A 14,092-nucleotide genomic window follows, 5' to 3' on the forward strand; every position below is an offset into this window, starting at 1 on the left:
GCTCATGCTTGCTTCACTCCCTCATTCAAGACTTCGGCAATATGCATCACTTTGATCGGATGTCCCTGTTTATGAAGACGTCCACCGATGTTCATTAGACATGATGCATCTGCCCCAATCAAAACGTCTGCACCGGACTGTAAAATCGATTCGACTTTCTCGTCCACCATCTGCACCGACACGTCCGGCATCTTGACGGAGAACGTCCCGCCGAACCCGCAACAGTTATGTACGTTCGCGAGGGGGACCATCGTCAAGCCATCAACGTTTCCTAGCAACTTTCCAGGCGCCGCTTCAATTCCGAGAAGGCGGGTCATATGACAAGACGCATGATAGGTCGCTTTGGCGGAGAATTTGGCGCCGACATCAGTGACTTCGAGCACATCGACGATGAACTGCGTCAGCTCAAACGTTTTGGCGGCATGTGCCTCTGCCCGAGGACCCCATACCGGATCACCTTGGAACAAATGCGGATAGTCGCGCATCATCATGACACATGATCCCGATGGTCCGACGATATATTCCGCATCTGCTTGTTCGAACGTTTCAATCATATGCTTGGCAATCTTTTTCGTTTCCTCATGATAGCCGCTGTTATAAGCAGGTTGCCCACAACACGTCTGTTCAAAAGGGAAGGTCACCTCACACCCTAAATGTTCGAGCAGTTCGACTGTCGCTTGTCCGACGGATGGAAACAACGTATCAGATAAACAAGTGACGAATAAAGCTACATTCGGCATAGCCATTCCTTCTTTCTTCTCATGATAGCGATTTCACCGTCATTATTTCATAATACGTAGAAAAGTGACAGAAAAATGGGGAGAAAAACTGATTTATTTGTAAAATCCTGTCTAATTGATAATGTATCTCACTGAACAGATATTCATCTCTTTTCTGATATAAAACAGGAAGGAAGAACGTATAACAGAAAAAGACCCTCGTCATATGACGAAGATCTTGTGTCTAAATTATAGGAAGAACATTTCCAAGATGAAGAGTGCGCCGAACAAATAGATGAGCGGGTGAACCGTCTCTTTGTTCATCGCTTTGAAGATCGGGTACAAGATGAACCCGAATGCGATCCCGCGTTCGATACTTCCTGAAAGCGGCATGATCAAAATCGTCATGAAGGCCGGGAAGTATTCGCTAAAGTCGCTCCAGTCGATATAACGTACGTTCGTCAACATGAGCGCCCCGACGATGATGAGTGCAGGAGCTGTGATCGCCGCAACGCCAGAGATGGCACCGATGAGCGGGCTGAAGAAGAGCGTCAATCCGAACAAACCAGCGACGACGGCCGTTGTGAGACCCGTACGTCCACCTTGTGCGACACCGGCTGCAGACTCGATGTATGCCGTCGAAGGACTCGTCCCGACGAGTGAACCACCCATTGTGGCAAGTGAGTCGGCAAAGAGTGCACGGTGACCATTTTCAATCGTTCCGTCTTCTTTTAAGAGACCGGCTTGTTTCCCGACACCGACAAGTGTACCTGTCGTATCGAACAATGTGACGAGGAAGAACGAGAGGACGGCACCGAATAATCCATATTGAATGACATCACTAAATGCTGTTACCGGGTTGACCATGAGCCCTTCTGGAAGTGTCGGCATTGCCGTGACACCGTTGATTTGTAAGATGTCCATGAAGTAAGCCGCGATTCCGGTGAGTACCATCCCGATGAGTAAAGAACCGGGTACGTTTCGTGAGAAGAGAAGTGCCGAGACGATTAAACCACCGAGTACGAGTAACACTTCTGGTGAGGATACGTCACCGAGACGCACCAAGTTTGCCTCATCTGCGACAATCAATCCCGATAACTTCAATCCGAGCGAAGCGATGAAAAGACCGATTCCGGTCGTGATCGCATGTTTCAGCGAAGTCGGGATCGCTTGAATCAGTTTCGTCCGAATCGGAGAAAGCGACAAGATTAAAAAGAAGACGGACGAGACGAAGACGACGCCGAGTGCGGCGGATGGTGCGATTTGTTCTTGGGCGACGAGCGTGTAAGCGAAGAAGGCGTTGAGCCCCATCCCGGGTGCCACAGCAATCGGCAAGTTCGCATAAAATGCCATTAAGCCTGTCCCGATGAGGATGGCAATGATTGTCGCCGTGAAAGCTTGAGCGAACGGGATCCCAGCGTCAGATAGGATGGCCGGGTTGACGACAGAGATGTACGCCATCGTCACGAACGTTGTGATTCCGGCTGTCACTTCTTGTTTAACATTCGTACCATGTTGTTTCAGTTGAAAAATATTCATCGATAAAACTCCTTATTTCGGTCTATTTCCGAACATTAATTGAGAAAAATGTGTAAATTAACGTTATCAACTTGATGACTATACAAAAATGTTTGATTCCCGTCAATTGTTTTGAGTAAAAAACATAAAAAATGAAAGTTACAAATAAATAATGTTCGGAAATAAACTTTTTTCAAAAAAGACCTTGCTCTGAAACGCGTTTCAGAAGATACGGTATAGACAAAGGGAGGGGAACCGATATGAAACCGACAACGTGGAAGACATGGTGCAGTGGAATCGTATACGAACTCGTCATCAATCAGTTGTATACGCCGTTTGGAAAAATGTTGTGTACCCGTTTCCAGGAAGAGTTTCTTCATTTACCGTTAGAGGAGCGCTTCCGTCTCGTTCAAGCGATTCGAAGTCAAGTCGTCGAAAGAGGTGACAGTCAGCAAGCAGAGTGGGTACACTATATGCAAAGACTGACAAGTTGAGGTGGGGCGAATGGCAAACATTCGAGATATCGCGAAGCACGCTGACGTATCGGTGACGACGGTCTCGCGCGTGTTGAACGAGCATCCGTATGTATCGAAGGAAAAACGGACCCGTGTCCATGCGGCGATGAAAGAACTCGGGTATTTGCGAAATCAACAGGCGTTGACGTTGTCGACGGGGAAAACACAACGCGTCGTCGTCATCTTACCTTATATGGATCATCCGTATTACGGTCTCTTCGTCAACGGGCTCGCGAAAGCGGCCCTCGAGCACGATTACCGACTCGTCATGTGGCAGACGGAGTATAAGCTGAGTGAGGAGCGACAAGCACTCGATTTACTGAAGCATCGCGAAGTCGATGGGGCGATCGTCTTGTCGCACGAAATGTCCTTTAAGGAAATGGAGACGTATCGTGCGTACGGACCGATTGCCGTAGCGACCGTAGGCGCACCGGAGACGATCTCATCCATCCATGTCGACCATTATGCATCGTTCGTGTCAGGTATTCATGTGCTACAGGAGCATGGATATGAAGAGATTGGAATCATCTTGTCAAGAAGCCATAGTCCGAGCTCCCTTGCGCGTCAGCAAGCCTATTTCGATGAAGTAGCGCATGCGCGTGAGCAATGGATTTGGACCGGTTATTTGACGAGTGAGGATGGTATTCGGTTAGCAGAAACGTTCCTCTCTCAAAAAGAGCGTCCTCGAGCGCTCTTTTTCTCGTCTGATTATGTCGCTCTTGGATTTTTAGGGGAGATGCAACGACGGAACATCTCTATTCCTGAGGAAGTCGCCATGCTAGGGTTTGACGGACATCCGATTAGTCGGGCATTCGGACTGTCGACGATGCTTTCTCCGAATGAACAGATTGGTCGTCAACTGTTTGAAACGACACTCGCTGAAATGAACGGAGCCATTCCAGAGATTCACGGGATGACCGTCAGCTATCAAGCGGGAATGACACTTTAGGCAACATCCTCGCTCGACTCTTTTGAAACGTTTAGAATGAAAGAAGTAGTCGAGAGGAGGAAATGTGATGAAGATTCAAGTAACAGAAGAAGCGCTCCAATGGTTTAAAGAAGAAATGGAAGTCGAAGCGGGTCAAACGGTTCGTTTGTTTGCAAAATACGGGGGTTCGACAGACTTGACGCACGGTTTCTCCGTGGGAGTCATCACAGAAGACGTGAACAATGCGGCTGTTGAAACCGAAGAAGACGGCATTCGTTTCGTCGTAGCGGAACAAGATGAGTGGTTGTTCCAAGGACAAGACGTGAAAGTCGAACTTCGCGGAGAGGAAATCGTCTTCGTTCAAGCCTGACGTTTCAGTTTGTTTACGTTTGATGAAATGTCGTTTGACGAAATCTAGCTTGGGGAACAGATTACGACAAGTCGGATTTTCGAAAGGATGACACAATATGTCAGACAAAGAAAAGCGTGAACAAGAAGAAAAAGAGAAGTTGAAACGAGATCAACCGGATATCTCCCACGAAGAAGATTCAAAAGGAGATCATTCCGACCTCGAGGAGACAGATGAAGACGAACAATCTTAAGAGCCGAAACGGCTCTTTTTGTTTGGGGAATTGAAAGAAATGCCGTGGACGTTATAATGGATAAGGGAAAACTATTTAGTGAGGAGAATGAGACATGAGTACAGTACTAGTCTTCGGACATAAAAATCCAGATACCGATACCATCACATCAGCGCTCGCCTATGCCGAGTTGAAAAAGAAATTAGGGATGGACGCAGAAGCGGTCCGTCTCGGTGAAGTGAACGGAGAAACACAATATGCACTCGATCACTTCCGCGTAAAAGCACCACGTTTGATTGAAAGCGTAACAGGTGAGGCAGAAGAAGTCATCTTAGTCGACCACAACGAGTTCCAGCAAAGTGCAGACGGCATCGAAGACGTGCGAATCCTTGAAGTCATCGACCACCACCGCATCGCAAACTTCCAAACGGCAGACCCGCTCTACTATCGTGCGGAGCCAGTCGGATGCACAGCGACGATTTTGTTGAAGTTGTATAAAGAACACGGTGTCGAAATCGCAGCGGACATGGCCGGTTTGATGCTTTCAGCCATCATCTCGGACTCGCTTCTCTTCAAATCACCGACATGTACGGACGAGGATATCAAAGCAGCGAAAGAACTTGCTGAGATCGCTGGCGTCGATGTGGAAGAATACGGGCTTGAGATGCTCAAAGCCGGTGCGGACCTTAGCCAAAAAACGATTGAAGAGCTCATCTCACTCGATGCGAAAGAATTCGCAATGGGTGACTATCGTGTCGAGATTGCACAAGTGAACACGGTCGATGCGAATGATGTCTTGAACCGTAAAGCGGAAGTCGAAGCAGCGATTGCGAACACGGTTGCGGCGAAAAACTTAGACTTGTTCGTATTCGCCATCACAAACATTTTGACGAACGATTCAGAAGCCATCGTCGTTGGACCAAAACCAGAACTCTTCGAGCAAGCGTTCAACGTGACGCTTCAAAACGGATTGGCGACACTTCCGGGCGTCGTCTCGCGTAAGAAGCAAATCGTGCCATTCTTAACGGAAGCGGCGACAAAATAAAAACTCGAAGCCTTAGCCTCGAGCGGAACTGCAGACGTTCATACGTCTGCAGTTTTTTTTTTAAAGACCGGACGATGAAGTCCGATCTTAGGATGATTTTGTTTGTCTTCCATAAGTCCCTAAGCGCCATAGCTTCTCAAACGGTCCGTAACGGTGATTTTTTAGCCACCACATCGAGAAGAAAGATTGGGCAATCAAAATGGCGATGCTGAGGAATAGGCCATCGGTTAAGGAAAGACTTCCGTATGCGCCAAGGGCAATCACCGGAATGACGACAATCAGCGTATGCGTCAAATAATTCGTGAGCGCCATCCGCCCGAGCGCTTGGAGCGGGGCGAACGTGCGACCTTTTCGAACGGCTACCGTGAACAGGCAGACGTATGTTGTAGCGAGTAACTTCCCAGAAATCCATACAGCTGCTGAGTTCGTAGATACATAAGAGGCGCCATCACCGTAATGATGCCAGATGATGATTCCCCAAAATGGAATGGCTACAATTGCGCAAATAGCAGCAGTCCGGGTCAATCCTTGGATGCTCCAAGTCAGAAGCTTTCGTTCCCGTCCGATGAAGAGACCGAGTAAGAATAGACCGAGAATCTCGATTCCGACAAACAGTGAATTTTGAATCATCGTAAATATTTCGTTGTCGAATCGATAGTCTAGCCAAGGGCCGAATCCTGAATTAAAGACCGTCGGGAACGATTCTCCTAAATACATGTATCCAAAAGCCCACTCCACATAGATAGGGGCAACGTTGAAGAGTAAGAAACTCACAGTCAACAGTCCCCATGCCCACGTCAAAATCGCGCGGTTACTCAACCCATAAAAGAGTGGAAGCAACAAGCCCCACATCGCATACGTATGAAGGATATCACCTGACCAAATCGCCAAGTGCGCGAGACCGAACAAGAAGAGGATCAAAATCCGGCGTATGTAACGACTGATCGATTCGCCTCGGGCGTAAGAACGCTCGAGGAAAATCGAAAAGCCAATCCCAAACAAGAGGGAGAAGATCGTATAAAACTTCGTCTGCACGAACAAGTCGAAGAGGGTGCGGACGAACAAGTCGCTTCCCGCATAGTCGGGGCGGCCGAACATCCAGTCGCTCCCGAGCATGGTAGGAATGTTGACGAGGAAAATGCCGCAGAGGGCAAACCCTCGGATAATGTCATACAAAATAATCCGTTCATTCGTTTGAATTGGGCCAGCCATACGACACGTCCTTTACTGAATTAAAATACTTTCGTTGTCCACGATTCACAGTTCCAGACGTCTGTGACGATATCTTCATAGAATTCCGGTTCGTGACTGATGAGAAGGACGCTTCCTTTGTACTCTTTCAACGCACGCTTCAACTCTTCCTTCGCATCGACGTCCAAATGGTTCGTCGGCTCATCGAGTAAGAGAAGGTTTGTCTCGTTGTTGAGGAGTTTACAAAGACGAACTTTCGCTTTTTCACCACCACTGAGGACGGAGATCTTACTTTCGATGTGTTTCGTCATGAGTCCGCACTTCGCGAGCATCGCGCGTACTTGTTGTTGGTTGAGTGATGGGAACTCGCTCCAAATCTCTTCGATACATGTGTTGTTGCTCGTTGCTGCTTCTTGTTCGAAGTAACCCATCTCCAGAAACTCACCGCGTTCGACGGTTCCTTCAAGCGGATTGATCAATCCGAGCAAGCTCTTTAAGAGCGTCGTCTTCCCGATTCCGTTCGCTCCGACGAGGGCGATCTTTTGACCGCGTTCCATCTGAAGGTCGAGCGGACGTGAGAGCGGCTCATCGTATCCGATGACGAGACCTTTCGCATCAAAGATGAGGCGTCCCGATGTACGGGCCTGCAGGAAGCGGAATTCCGGCTTCGGACGCTCTGCACTCAATTCGATGACATCCATCTTATCGAGTTTCTTCTGACGTGACATCGCCATGTTTCGTGTCGAGACGCGCGCCTTGTTCCGGGCGACGAAGTCTTTCAAGTCAGCAATCTCAGCTTGTTGACGCTTATAAGCGGCTTCAAGTTGTGAGCGTTTCATCTCGTACACTTCCATGAACTTGTCATAGTCCCCGACGTAGCGGTTCAACTCTTGGTTTTCCATATGGTAGACCAAGTTGATAACGCTATTTAAGAACGGAATATCGTGTGAAATCAAGATGAAGGCATTGTCATAGTTTTGGAGGTAGCGTTTCAACCACTCGATATGCACTTCATCCAAATAGTTGGTCGGCTCATCGAGGAGTAAGATATCTGGCTTCTCGAGAAGCAACTTCGCAAGCAATACTTTCGTACGCTGCCCACCTGACAAGTCTGTCACGTCACGGTCGAGACCGACATCTAAAATACCGAGACCGCGTGCGACTTCTTCTACTTTCGCATCGATGATATAAAAGTCGTTCGAGTCGAGCGTCTCTTGAAGTTCACCGACTTCAGCGAGCATGTCTTCCATCTGTTCAGGTGTCGCGTCACCCATCTCCATGTAGAGTTCGCCAATGCGCGTCTCCATGTCGATCAAGTATTGGAAAGCACCTTTTAAGACGTCACGAATCGTCATCCCGCGCTCGAGCACCGCATGTTGATCGAGGTAACCGACACGGACATTTTTCGCCCATTCGATTTTCCCTTCATCCGGTTGCAGTTTGCGTGTGATGATGTTCATGAACGTCGATTTTCCTTCACCGTTCGCTCCGACTAGACCAATGTGCTCTCCTTTTAAGAGGCGGAAAGAGACATCGTTCAAAATAGCGCGGTCACCAAAGCCGTGGCTCAAGTTTTGTACCGTTAATATACTCATAATTCGTTTTCGTTCCTTTCAAAGTAAACTACCCGATATTGTAGCATGAATCCAATCAAATTAGTACGCCAGTCCGACTGACTCCCGTACGTGTTCATTCTCTTCGATGGCGTGAAGCATGAACTGAGCGACATCTGCCCGTGAGATGTGTTTCCCGTTATCCGGTACCTCGTCGATGGCCATACGATAAGTCGAGGTGCGAGGACCGTCCGTCAATTGCATCGGGCGCACAATCGTATAATCGAATGACGAATTGCGCCATAGGTCCACGGCTGCCCGATGATCACGGAGGGGTTTCCGGAGCATGAACGTAATGGCTTTCCCTGCAAGTCCCGGGATCTCATTGTCGATTCCAGCTGAGGCCAAATAGACGACGCGTGAGATGCCATTCGTCTTCATCGCAGGGACGAGCTTGTCCGTGACACTCGCTAAAAAGTCCGGATCGCTCAAATCCGTTCCGAGACAGCTGATGACCGCATCATGACCGTGCATCGCTTCTGTTAACGCATCGATGTCATATAAGTCGCCTTCGATGATTTCAAGTTGTGGGGTCCGAATCAACTTTTTCTGTTCACGTACGAACGCGGTGACGTCATGACCGTGCTCGATGGCTTGGTCAATGAATTGATGTCCGGTCCGACCGGTTGCGCCTAATACGAATAACTTCATAAGGGCAAGGCTCCTCTCTCATATCCAATACATACAGTATACAGCAGTTTCAGAAAAATCGAACATTTCACCGTTTCATTCCAACCTATTGCATTTCTCGTCAGCTCGTCTACAATAAAGTTTATCTTATATAAATAGATTCGCACTCGTATATCAGCGGAAATATGGTCCGCAAGTCTCTACCGAACTACCGTAAATGGTTCGACTACGGGTGGCGCTTGTCGTATGCTGTCGTTGATTTCCATGCGGTTCGTTGCCTCCCGATGAGGGGTGACGAATCGCATTTTTTATTGGAGGGAACAACAATGAAGCAGTTAGAAGACAAAATCCGTAAAGAGGGTCGGGCCTTATCCGACCAAGTGTTGAAAGTTGACGCTTTCTTGAATCATCAAGTCGACCCAGTACTCATGCAAGCCATCGGCAAAGAGTTCGCAGAGCGTTTCAAAGACGCTAACATCGACCGAATCGTTACACTCGAATCGAGTGGAATCGCGCCGGCGATGATGACGGCGCTTGAGATGGGCATCCCGTTCGTATTCGTGCGCAAGCGGAAATCGCTGACGCTCCAAGATGATCTCGTGGAGGCAGACGTGTATTCGTTCACGAAACAGGAGACGAATCGCATCAGCTTGAGCCGACGTTTCGTCTTACCAGGCGAACGCGTTCTCGTCATCGATGACTTCCTCGCGAACGGGGAAGCGGCACTCGGGCTGACACAACTCGTCGAAGCGGCAGGTGCAGAAGTCGCAGGTGTTGGCATCGTCATCGAAAAATCGTTCCAACCAGGGCGCGATAAACTGATTGAGCGTGGTTATCGCGTCGAATCGTTGGCACGTATCGCGAAATTAGAGAAAGACCACATCTCATTCGTGGAGGTCGTTCGATGAATACATTTAAGACGGCAAGTCTCGGGTTTCAGCATCTGCTCGCCATGTACACGGGAGCAGCCATCGTCCCGCTCATCGTCGGTGGTGCCATCGGGCTTGGTCCAACCGAGCTCGCTTATCTCGTCGCAATTGATTTATTCATGTGTGGGGTGGCGACGCTTTTACAAGTATGGACGACACGCTTTACGGGTGTTGGATTGCCGGTCGTCCTCGGATGTACGTTCACGGCGGTCGGTCCGATGATCGCCATCGGAAGCGCAAATGGGATTACGGCCATTTATGGCGCTTTGATTGCCAGTGGGCTCATCGTCATTCTCATTTCCGGATTTGTCGGGAAGCTCGCACGTTTCTTCCCGCCGGTCGTTCTTGGTTCGGTCGTGACGATCATTGGTCTCTCACTGATTCCAGTCGCTATCAATGACATCGGTGGCGGGATGCCAGGTGAGCCTGGATTCGCATCGATGCAGAATCTCGGATTAGGTGGTTTGACGATTTTACTCATTCTCATCTTGAACCGTGTTGGTACTGTCTTCACACGCGCCGCTGCTGTCCTCTTTGCCGTACTCATCGGAACAGGGGTTGCTGCTTCGCTCGGTCTCGTGGACTTCAGTCCTGTCCGTGAAGCGGGATGGTTCCAAATGGTTCAACCGTTCTACTTTGGGATGCCGACATTCGATGTGTCTGCCATCCTCGTCATGACGCTCGTCGCCATTATTTCGATGATTGAATCGACAGGTGTATTCTTGGCGCTCAGCGATATCACGAAAAAGCCGATTGGTTCGAACGAATTGACGAAAGGGTATCGTGCGGAAGGCGTCGCAACGATTCTTGGAGGAATTTTCAACAGCTTCCCATACACGACGTTCAGTCAAAATGTCGGACTCGTTCAATTGTCAGGTGTGAAATCGCGCCGTGTCATCTTCTGGACAGGTGGGTTACTCATCTTGCTCGGATTCCTTCCGAAAGTCGCCACGTTCACGACATTGATTCCAAAGCCTGTTTTAGGTGGAGCGATGCTCGTCATGTTCGGAACGGTCGCCGCTTCCGGCATTCGGATTCTGAGTCAGGTCGATTTTTCGAAAAACGAGAATTTGATTACCATCGCACTCTCGATTGGTGTCGGACTCGGTATCACCGCTAACCCGGCAATCGTCGCCAATATGCCGGGATGGCTTCAATTGTTCACAGATAGTGCCATTGTGGCAGGATCGTTCACGGCGCTCCTGTTGAACGGATTCTTCCGTATGATGGACCGTTTCCGTCCCACGACGATCATTGCCGAAGAACGGCAAGTCAGCTAGACTGTAGGAAATAGTAGTCTAGGAGGAGTCACGAATGGGGAAAACTGCACTTGTCGTAGGCGCGACCGGCTTGATTGGCCGCGAATTGGTAGAACAGCTGTTAGAGAGTGACCGTTATGAGTCGGTCTGGATTGTCGTCCGTCGCTCGAAGCGATGGAGTCATCCGAAACTACACGAGGTCGTCGGATTCGAGGAGATGGATGCGGCACTTCCACACATCGATGACGTCTATTGTGCACTCGGCACGACGATCGCGGTCGCTGGCTCACAAGAAGCGTTCAAGCAAGTCGATTTAGAGCTGCCGCTTGAAGTCGCTCGTATCGCCAAGGCACATGGTGCGACACGCTATGCGGTCGTATCGGCACAAGGCGCATCGTTACGTTCGTCTTTCTTTTATAATCGGGTAAAAGGGGAGCTTGAAAACGGATTGCGCATCTTCAACTTCCATCATCTGATTATCGCGCGTCCTTCGTTGTTACTCGGTGAACGTGATTCATTCCGACTCGGGGAAAAAGCGGCTGAGGTCATCAGTCGCCCGTTCCAGTCGCTGTTAGTGGAAAAGGCACCAGAAGTCGCACCGATTCAAGCGCTGCATGTCGCACGTGCGTTGATTATGGCGTCTGAAGAAGGCGAAGGGATCGAAGTGTTGACGTCAGGGATGATGCAGAGGATGAGCCGATGAATCCATTGACGAAGAAACGAACGAAAGCGGTCTTGATTGACAGTGTCATCGCAGGGCTCGTCAGCTATGGCGTGGAGCAACTCGTGCGCAAGAAAGTGAAGAGCGAGTTCGTGCATGCAGTCGTCACACCGACACTGCTCACATACGCGATGGAAGCTTGCCAAATGAGTCGAGGCGGACAAACCATTGGCTATAAGTTGATGGGACTCGAGTTAAAAAATGATGACGACACCGCTGTCACGGCGAAACAGGCACTGCAGCGTGCTCTTTACCGTGATACGTTGTCGGGGGTGCGATACTGGAAAGACCGCGCACATTTTGAACAAGAAGAAGGTGCTGTGTTACCGCACGATGCCCATTACCATATGCATGTACGTGAAAAGAACTGACCGTTATGGCCAGTTCTTTTTTCAATCCTTGATTTTACTTAAGATAGCTGTCGTCAAAGCGACAATCGTTCCGAGGACGAGTCCGTTAGAGAAGACGGTCGCAAGGAGCGGCGGTAAATCATTCATCGAACCTGGTGGCAAGAGCATCGCCCCGGCACCGATGACGAGCGGGAGACCGACCGTAAGAGAAGCCGTCGATTGTTTTAATTCGAAGGCAGCCTCATTGATTCCGATGATGATCATCGTCGCGATAAGTGGTGTCACGATCGCATAGCCGACAGCGGCTGGGATACTCGCAATCAACGAGACGAATGGACCGATGAGTGCTAATCCCATCATGAGGGCATGGGCGATTAAATGAGGGGCGCGCTGGACGCTCTCCGTCGAAGAGAGGAACCCGGCCGTCCCTGAGATGGCGACAGGACCCGGTGTTCCGAACAGACCGGCCACGATTTGACTGACTCCACTCGCGACACCAGAAGCGGGAACGTTCCCTTTGATTTCTCGTTTTTCACGAGAGCTGACAATGCGTTCGATCAACTTGATGTTCGCGAGGACGTTTGTCATGAGTAGCAAGGTGATAACGAAAGCCGTCGGCAACAAGTTCCAATCCCACACCCAACTTCCGAAGGGAAGAAGTTCCGGTACGAGGAAGAACGATTCTGAGCGGACGATTGGATTTCCGAGGTCGAGCAAGTGGAATAAACCGAACCCGACGAAAAGCGTCATGACGAGCCCGTATTGTTTAAAGCGACTTTGTTCAAGCGTGAGTGCAAACAAGACGAGACCAGCCGTTGCGACGGCCTGGACGATATTGATTCCGTCTTCCGTCACTCCGAAGCCACCCTTAATGACGGCTCCTGATAATTGAAGGACGAGCAAAATCATATAGACGCCGAGTACTTGAGGTGTAAACAGGGCAAGCATGCGTCTTAAGATACCGGTGACGGTCAGCAACACGCCAAGGATTCCGCTTAAGAACAACATAAATCCAAGTGCCTGCAACGTCTCTTGTTGACTTCCGTATAAGGCGGGACCGATGGATGCGTATAAGGTGAAGACGCCCCACCAAATGCCGGCGGGTCCTTCAAGTATCGGGAGGCGATGTCCGAGCAACGTCTGGATGATGCTGAAGAGTGCGAAGATGAAGAGTGAGCGGGATATGAAGGTCATCGTCTCATCTGGTGACAGTTCAAACAAGGCGGCGATGGAGAGTGGTGGTACAATATTTGTAGCTAAAATAAAAATAAACCACTGAATGGTCGTGGTTACATTACTTCTGGTCATGGTGTCCCCCTGATCATGCTTTTTCTTATTAGTGTAACGTTATGAGGAAGTGGATGCAAATGGAGGCTATATAATGAAGAAATTCTTCAAGTGGGCCGCACTCTCAATCGTAGGGTTGCTTGTTGTCGCGGTAGCAGGCTTTTTGATTTGGACACAGTTCACGTATGGACCGACCGATGAAGCGACACAGTATGCCGAAGAGGGGAAAGTGGTCGACAACCGTCTCGAGTTTGGAGATCCGACGAGTGAGGTCGGCGTCATTCTCTATCCAGGGGCGAAAGTCGAGAAAGAGGCGTATGCCTATTACGGAACACAATTAGCGGGAGAGGGTGTCTTTGTCGCGATTCCATCGCTTCGTCTCAATTTAGGCATTTTAGATATCGATGCAGCAGCCCCAATCATCGAGGCACATCCGGAGATTGAACGCTGGATCGTGGCCGGTCATTCACTCGGAGGTTCGGCGGCATCGGGGTATGCACTTGAGCATCAAGAATTGGTGGAGGGTGTCATTTTCCTCGCTTCGTATCCGATCAGTTCGATGGTCGATAGCGACTTACGTGTACTATCGATTTCCGGTGAATTGGATGGATTGGCTGTCCCAGAAGACATCGAGGCGAGTCGAAGCGACCTCCCTGAAGATAGCCAATTCGTACAAATTAAAGGCGGGAATCATGCAAACTTCGGAATGTATGGTCCACAAAAAGGAGATCAGGAAAGTCCGCTCACATCAAAAGAGCAATTGGACGAAGTCCTATCAGCGATTCTCGAATGGTTATAAAAAACGT

16 protein-coding genes and 1 riboswitch are annotated in these 14,092 nt (G+C 49.5%); of the genes, 10 read left to right on the top strand and 6 right to left on the bottom strand.

Annotated features, from left to right (window positions below; all coding sequences use genetic code 11):
- Window positions 1-2 precede the first annotated feature (2 nt).
- Together PJK55_RS11650 and PJK55_RS11655 are read right to left on the bottom strand one after the other, a co-directional pair.
- Window positions 3-740 carry a (Fe-S)-binding protein gene (locus tag PJK55_RS11650; RefSeq protein WP_214695834.1) on the bottom strand — a complete coding sequence of 246 codons (738 nt, stop codon included), beginning with the start codon at window positions 738-740 and terminating at the stop codon, window positions 3-5.
- A gap of 228 nt (window positions 741-968) precedes the next feature.
- On the bottom strand, window positions 969-2,252 hold the full coding sequence (locus PJK55_RS11655) for an NCS2 family permease (protein ID WP_214747100.1): 1,284 nt from the start codon (window positions 2,250-2,252) through the stop codon (window positions 969-971).
- 245 nt (window positions 2,253-2,497) lie between these two features.
- On the opposite strand from PJK55_RS11655, the gene PJK55_RS11660 reads away from it, so the two are divergent.
- The 5 genes from PJK55_RS11660 (at window position 2,498) to PJK55_RS11680 (ending at window position 5,306) form a co-directional block, all read left to right on the top strand.
- Entirely contained in the window at window positions 2,498-2,731 is a 234-nt protein-coding gene (locus PJK55_RS11660; protein WP_214876283.1) for a hypothetical protein, read from the top strand.
- A 10-nt stretch (window positions 2,732-2,741) separates the two neighbouring features.
- Window positions 2,742-3,701, top strand: coding sequence for a LacI family DNA-binding transcriptional regulator (locus tag PJK55_RS11665; protein WP_214695838.1), 960 nt, complete (start codon window positions 2,742-2,744; stop codon window positions 3,699-3,701).
- 67 nt (window positions 3,702-3,768) lie between these two features.
- Complete coding sequence (locus PJK55_RS11670; protein ID WP_074034990.1) at window positions 3,769-4,050, top strand: HesB/YadR/YfhF family protein; 282 nt, start codon at window positions 3,769-3,771, stop codon at window positions 4,048-4,050.
- A gap of 97 nt (window positions 4,051-4,147) precedes the next feature.
- On the top strand, window positions 4,148-4,282 hold the full coding sequence (locus tag PJK55_RS11675) for a hypothetical protein (RefSeq protein ID WP_256441184.1): 135 nt from the start codon (window positions 4,148-4,150) through the stop codon (window positions 4,280-4,282).
- Window positions 4,283-4,376: 94 nt separating this feature from the next.
- Window positions 4,377-5,306, top strand: coding sequence for a manganese-dependent inorganic pyrophosphatase (locus PJK55_RS11680; protein ID WP_271305928.1), 930 nt, complete (start codon window positions 4,377-4,379; stop codon window positions 5,304-5,306).
- 87 nt (window positions 5,307-5,393) lie between these two features.
- Here PJK55_RS11680 and PJK55_RS11685 read toward each other — a convergent pair whose 3' ends face one another.
- From PJK55_RS11685 to PJK55_RS11695, 3 genes are read right to left on the bottom strand one after another with little or no spacing between them, the layout of a single operon-like run.
- Window positions 5,394-6,518 carry a DUF418 domain-containing protein gene (locus PJK55_RS11685; RefSeq protein ID WP_271305929.1) on the bottom strand — a complete coding sequence of 375 codons (1,125 nt, stop codon included), beginning with the start codon at window positions 6,516-6,518 and terminating at the stop codon, window positions 5,394-5,396.
- 20 nt (window positions 6,519-6,538) lie between these two features.
- Window positions 6,539-8,092, bottom strand: a complete 1,554-nt coding sequence (locus PJK55_RS11690; protein WP_074034179.1) for an ABC-F family ATP-binding cassette domain-containing protein — start codon at window positions 8,090-8,092, stop codon at window positions 6,539-6,541.
- 60 nt (window positions 8,093-8,152) lie between these two features.
- Window positions 8,153-8,761 carry an NAD(P)-dependent oxidoreductase gene (locus PJK55_RS11695; protein ID WP_214746901.1) on the bottom strand — a complete coding sequence of 203 codons (609 nt, stop codon included), beginning with the start codon at window positions 8,759-8,761 and terminating at the stop codon, window positions 8,153-8,155.
- Between the two features lie 126 nt (window positions 8,762-8,887).
- A riboswitch (purine riboswitch) is annotated at window positions 8,888-8,989 on the top strand.
- 77 nt (window positions 8,990-9,066) lie between these two features.
- Between PJK55_RS11695 and PJK55_RS11700 the strand changes: the two genes are divergently transcribed.
- The 4 genes from PJK55_RS11700 to PJK55_RS11715 are packed head-to-tail and all read left to right on the top strand — an operon-like array spanning window position 9,067 to window position 12,020.
- Window positions 9,067-9,648: a xanthine phosphoribosyltransferase gene (locus PJK55_RS11700; RefSeq protein ID WP_271305930.1), complete on the top strand. Its 582-nt coding sequence runs from the start codon at window positions 9,067-9,069 to the stop codon at window positions 9,646-9,648.
- Window positions 9,645-10,949: a nucleobase:cation symporter-2 family protein gene (locus PJK55_RS11705; RefSeq protein ID WP_271305931.1), complete on the top strand. Its 1,305-nt coding sequence runs from the start codon at window positions 9,645-9,647 to the stop codon at window positions 10,947-10,949. Before PJK55_RS11700 ends, PJK55_RS11705 begins: the two co-directional genes overlap by 4 nt.
- Before the next feature lie 34 nt (window positions 10,950-10,983).
- Window positions 10,984-11,631 carry an NAD(P)H-binding protein gene (locus PJK55_RS11710; protein ID WP_271305932.1) on the top strand — a complete coding sequence of 216 codons (648 nt, stop codon included), beginning with the start codon at window positions 10,984-10,986 and terminating at the stop codon, window positions 11,629-11,631.
- Entirely contained in the window at window positions 11,628-12,020 is a 393-nt protein-coding gene (locus PJK55_RS11715; RefSeq protein ID WP_214746912.1) for an RDD family protein, read from the top strand. The genes PJK55_RS11710 and PJK55_RS11715 overlap by 4 nt, the downstream gene beginning before the upstream one ends.
- Window positions 12,021-12,041: 21 nt before the next feature.
- On the opposite strand, the gene PJK55_RS11720 is transcribed toward PJK55_RS11715, so the two are convergent.
- The gene (locus PJK55_RS11720; protein WP_224862935.1) at window positions 12,042-13,307 is read right to left on the bottom strand and encodes a purine/pyrimidine permease; all 1,266 of its coding nucleotides are present in this window, start codon (window positions 13,305-13,307) and stop codon (window positions 12,042-12,044) included.
- A gap of 73 nt (window positions 13,308-13,380) precedes the next feature.
- Between PJK55_RS11720 and PJK55_RS11725 the strand changes: the two genes are divergently transcribed.
- Complete coding sequence (locus PJK55_RS11725; RefSeq protein WP_271305933.1) at window positions 13,381-14,085, top strand: alpha/beta hydrolase; 705 nt, start codon at window positions 13,381-13,383, stop codon at window positions 14,083-14,085.
- Window positions 14,086-14,092: the final 7 nt, after the last annotated feature.

It is taken from the genome of Exiguobacterium sp. MMG028 (genome assembly GCF_027947425.1).
GTDB lineage: Bacteria > Bacillota > Bacilli > Exiguobacteriales > Exiguobacteriaceae > Exiguobacterium > Exiguobacterium aestuarii_A.

Bases quoted from the DNA above. Each gene is read 5' to 3' on its own strand.
- PJK55_RS11680 (WP_271305928.1), top strand. From the start codon at position 4,377: ATGAGTACAGTACTAGTCTTCGGACATAAAAATCCAGATACCGATACC.
- PJK55_RS11665 (WP_214695838.1), top strand. From the start codon at position 2,742: ATGGCAAACATTCGAGATATCGCGAAGCACGCTGACGTATCGGTGACG.
- PJK55_RS11685 (WP_271305929.1), bottom strand. From the start codon at position 6,518: ATGGCTGGCCCAATTCAAACGAATGAACGGATTATTTTGTATGACATT.
- PJK55_RS11670 (WP_074034990.1), top strand. From the start codon at position 3,769: ATGAAGATTCAAGTAACAGAAGAAGCGCTCCAATGGTTTAAAGAAGAA.
- PJK55_RS11700 (WP_271305930.1), top strand. From the start codon at position 9,067: ATGAAGCAGTTAGAAGACAAAATCCGTAAAGAGGGTCGGGCCTTATCC.
- PJK55_RS11660 (WP_214876283.1), top strand. From the start codon at position 2,498: ATGAAACCGACAACGTGGAAGACATGGTGCAGTGGAATCGTATACGAA.
- PJK55_RS11715 (WP_214746912.1), top strand. From the start codon at position 11,628: ATGAATCCATTGACGAAGAAACGAACGAAAGCGGTCTTGATTGACAGT.
- PJK55_RS11720 (WP_224862935.1), bottom strand. From the start codon at position 13,307: ATGACCAGAAGTAATGTAACCACGACCATTCAGTGGTTTATTTTTATT.
- PJK55_RS11690 (WP_074034179.1), bottom strand. From the start codon at position 8,092: ATGAGTATATTAACGGTACAAAACTTGAGCCACGGCTTTGGTGACCGC.
- PJK55_RS11725 (WP_271305933.1), top strand. From the start codon at position 13,381: ATGAAGAAATTCTTCAAGTGGGCCGCACTCTCAATCGTAGGGTTGCTT.
- PJK55_RS11710 (WP_271305932.1), top strand. From the start codon at position 10,984: ATGGGGAAAACTGCACTTGTCGTAGGCGCGACCGGCTTGATTGGCCGC.
- PJK55_RS11650 (WP_214695834.1), bottom strand. From the start codon at position 740: ATGCCGAATGTAGCTTTATTCGTCACTTGTTTATCTGATACGTTGTTT.
- PJK55_RS11695 (WP_214746901.1), bottom strand. From the start codon at position 8,761: ATGAAGTTATTCGTATTAGGCGCAACCGGTCGGACCGGACATCAATTC.
- PJK55_RS11705 (WP_271305931.1), top strand. From the start codon at position 9,645: ATGAATACATTTAAGACGGCAAGTCTCGGGTTTCAGCATCTGCTCGCC.
- PJK55_RS11675 (WP_256441184.1), top strand. From the start codon at position 4,148: ATGTCAGACAAAGAAAAGCGTGAACAAGAAGAAAAAGAGAAGTTGAAA.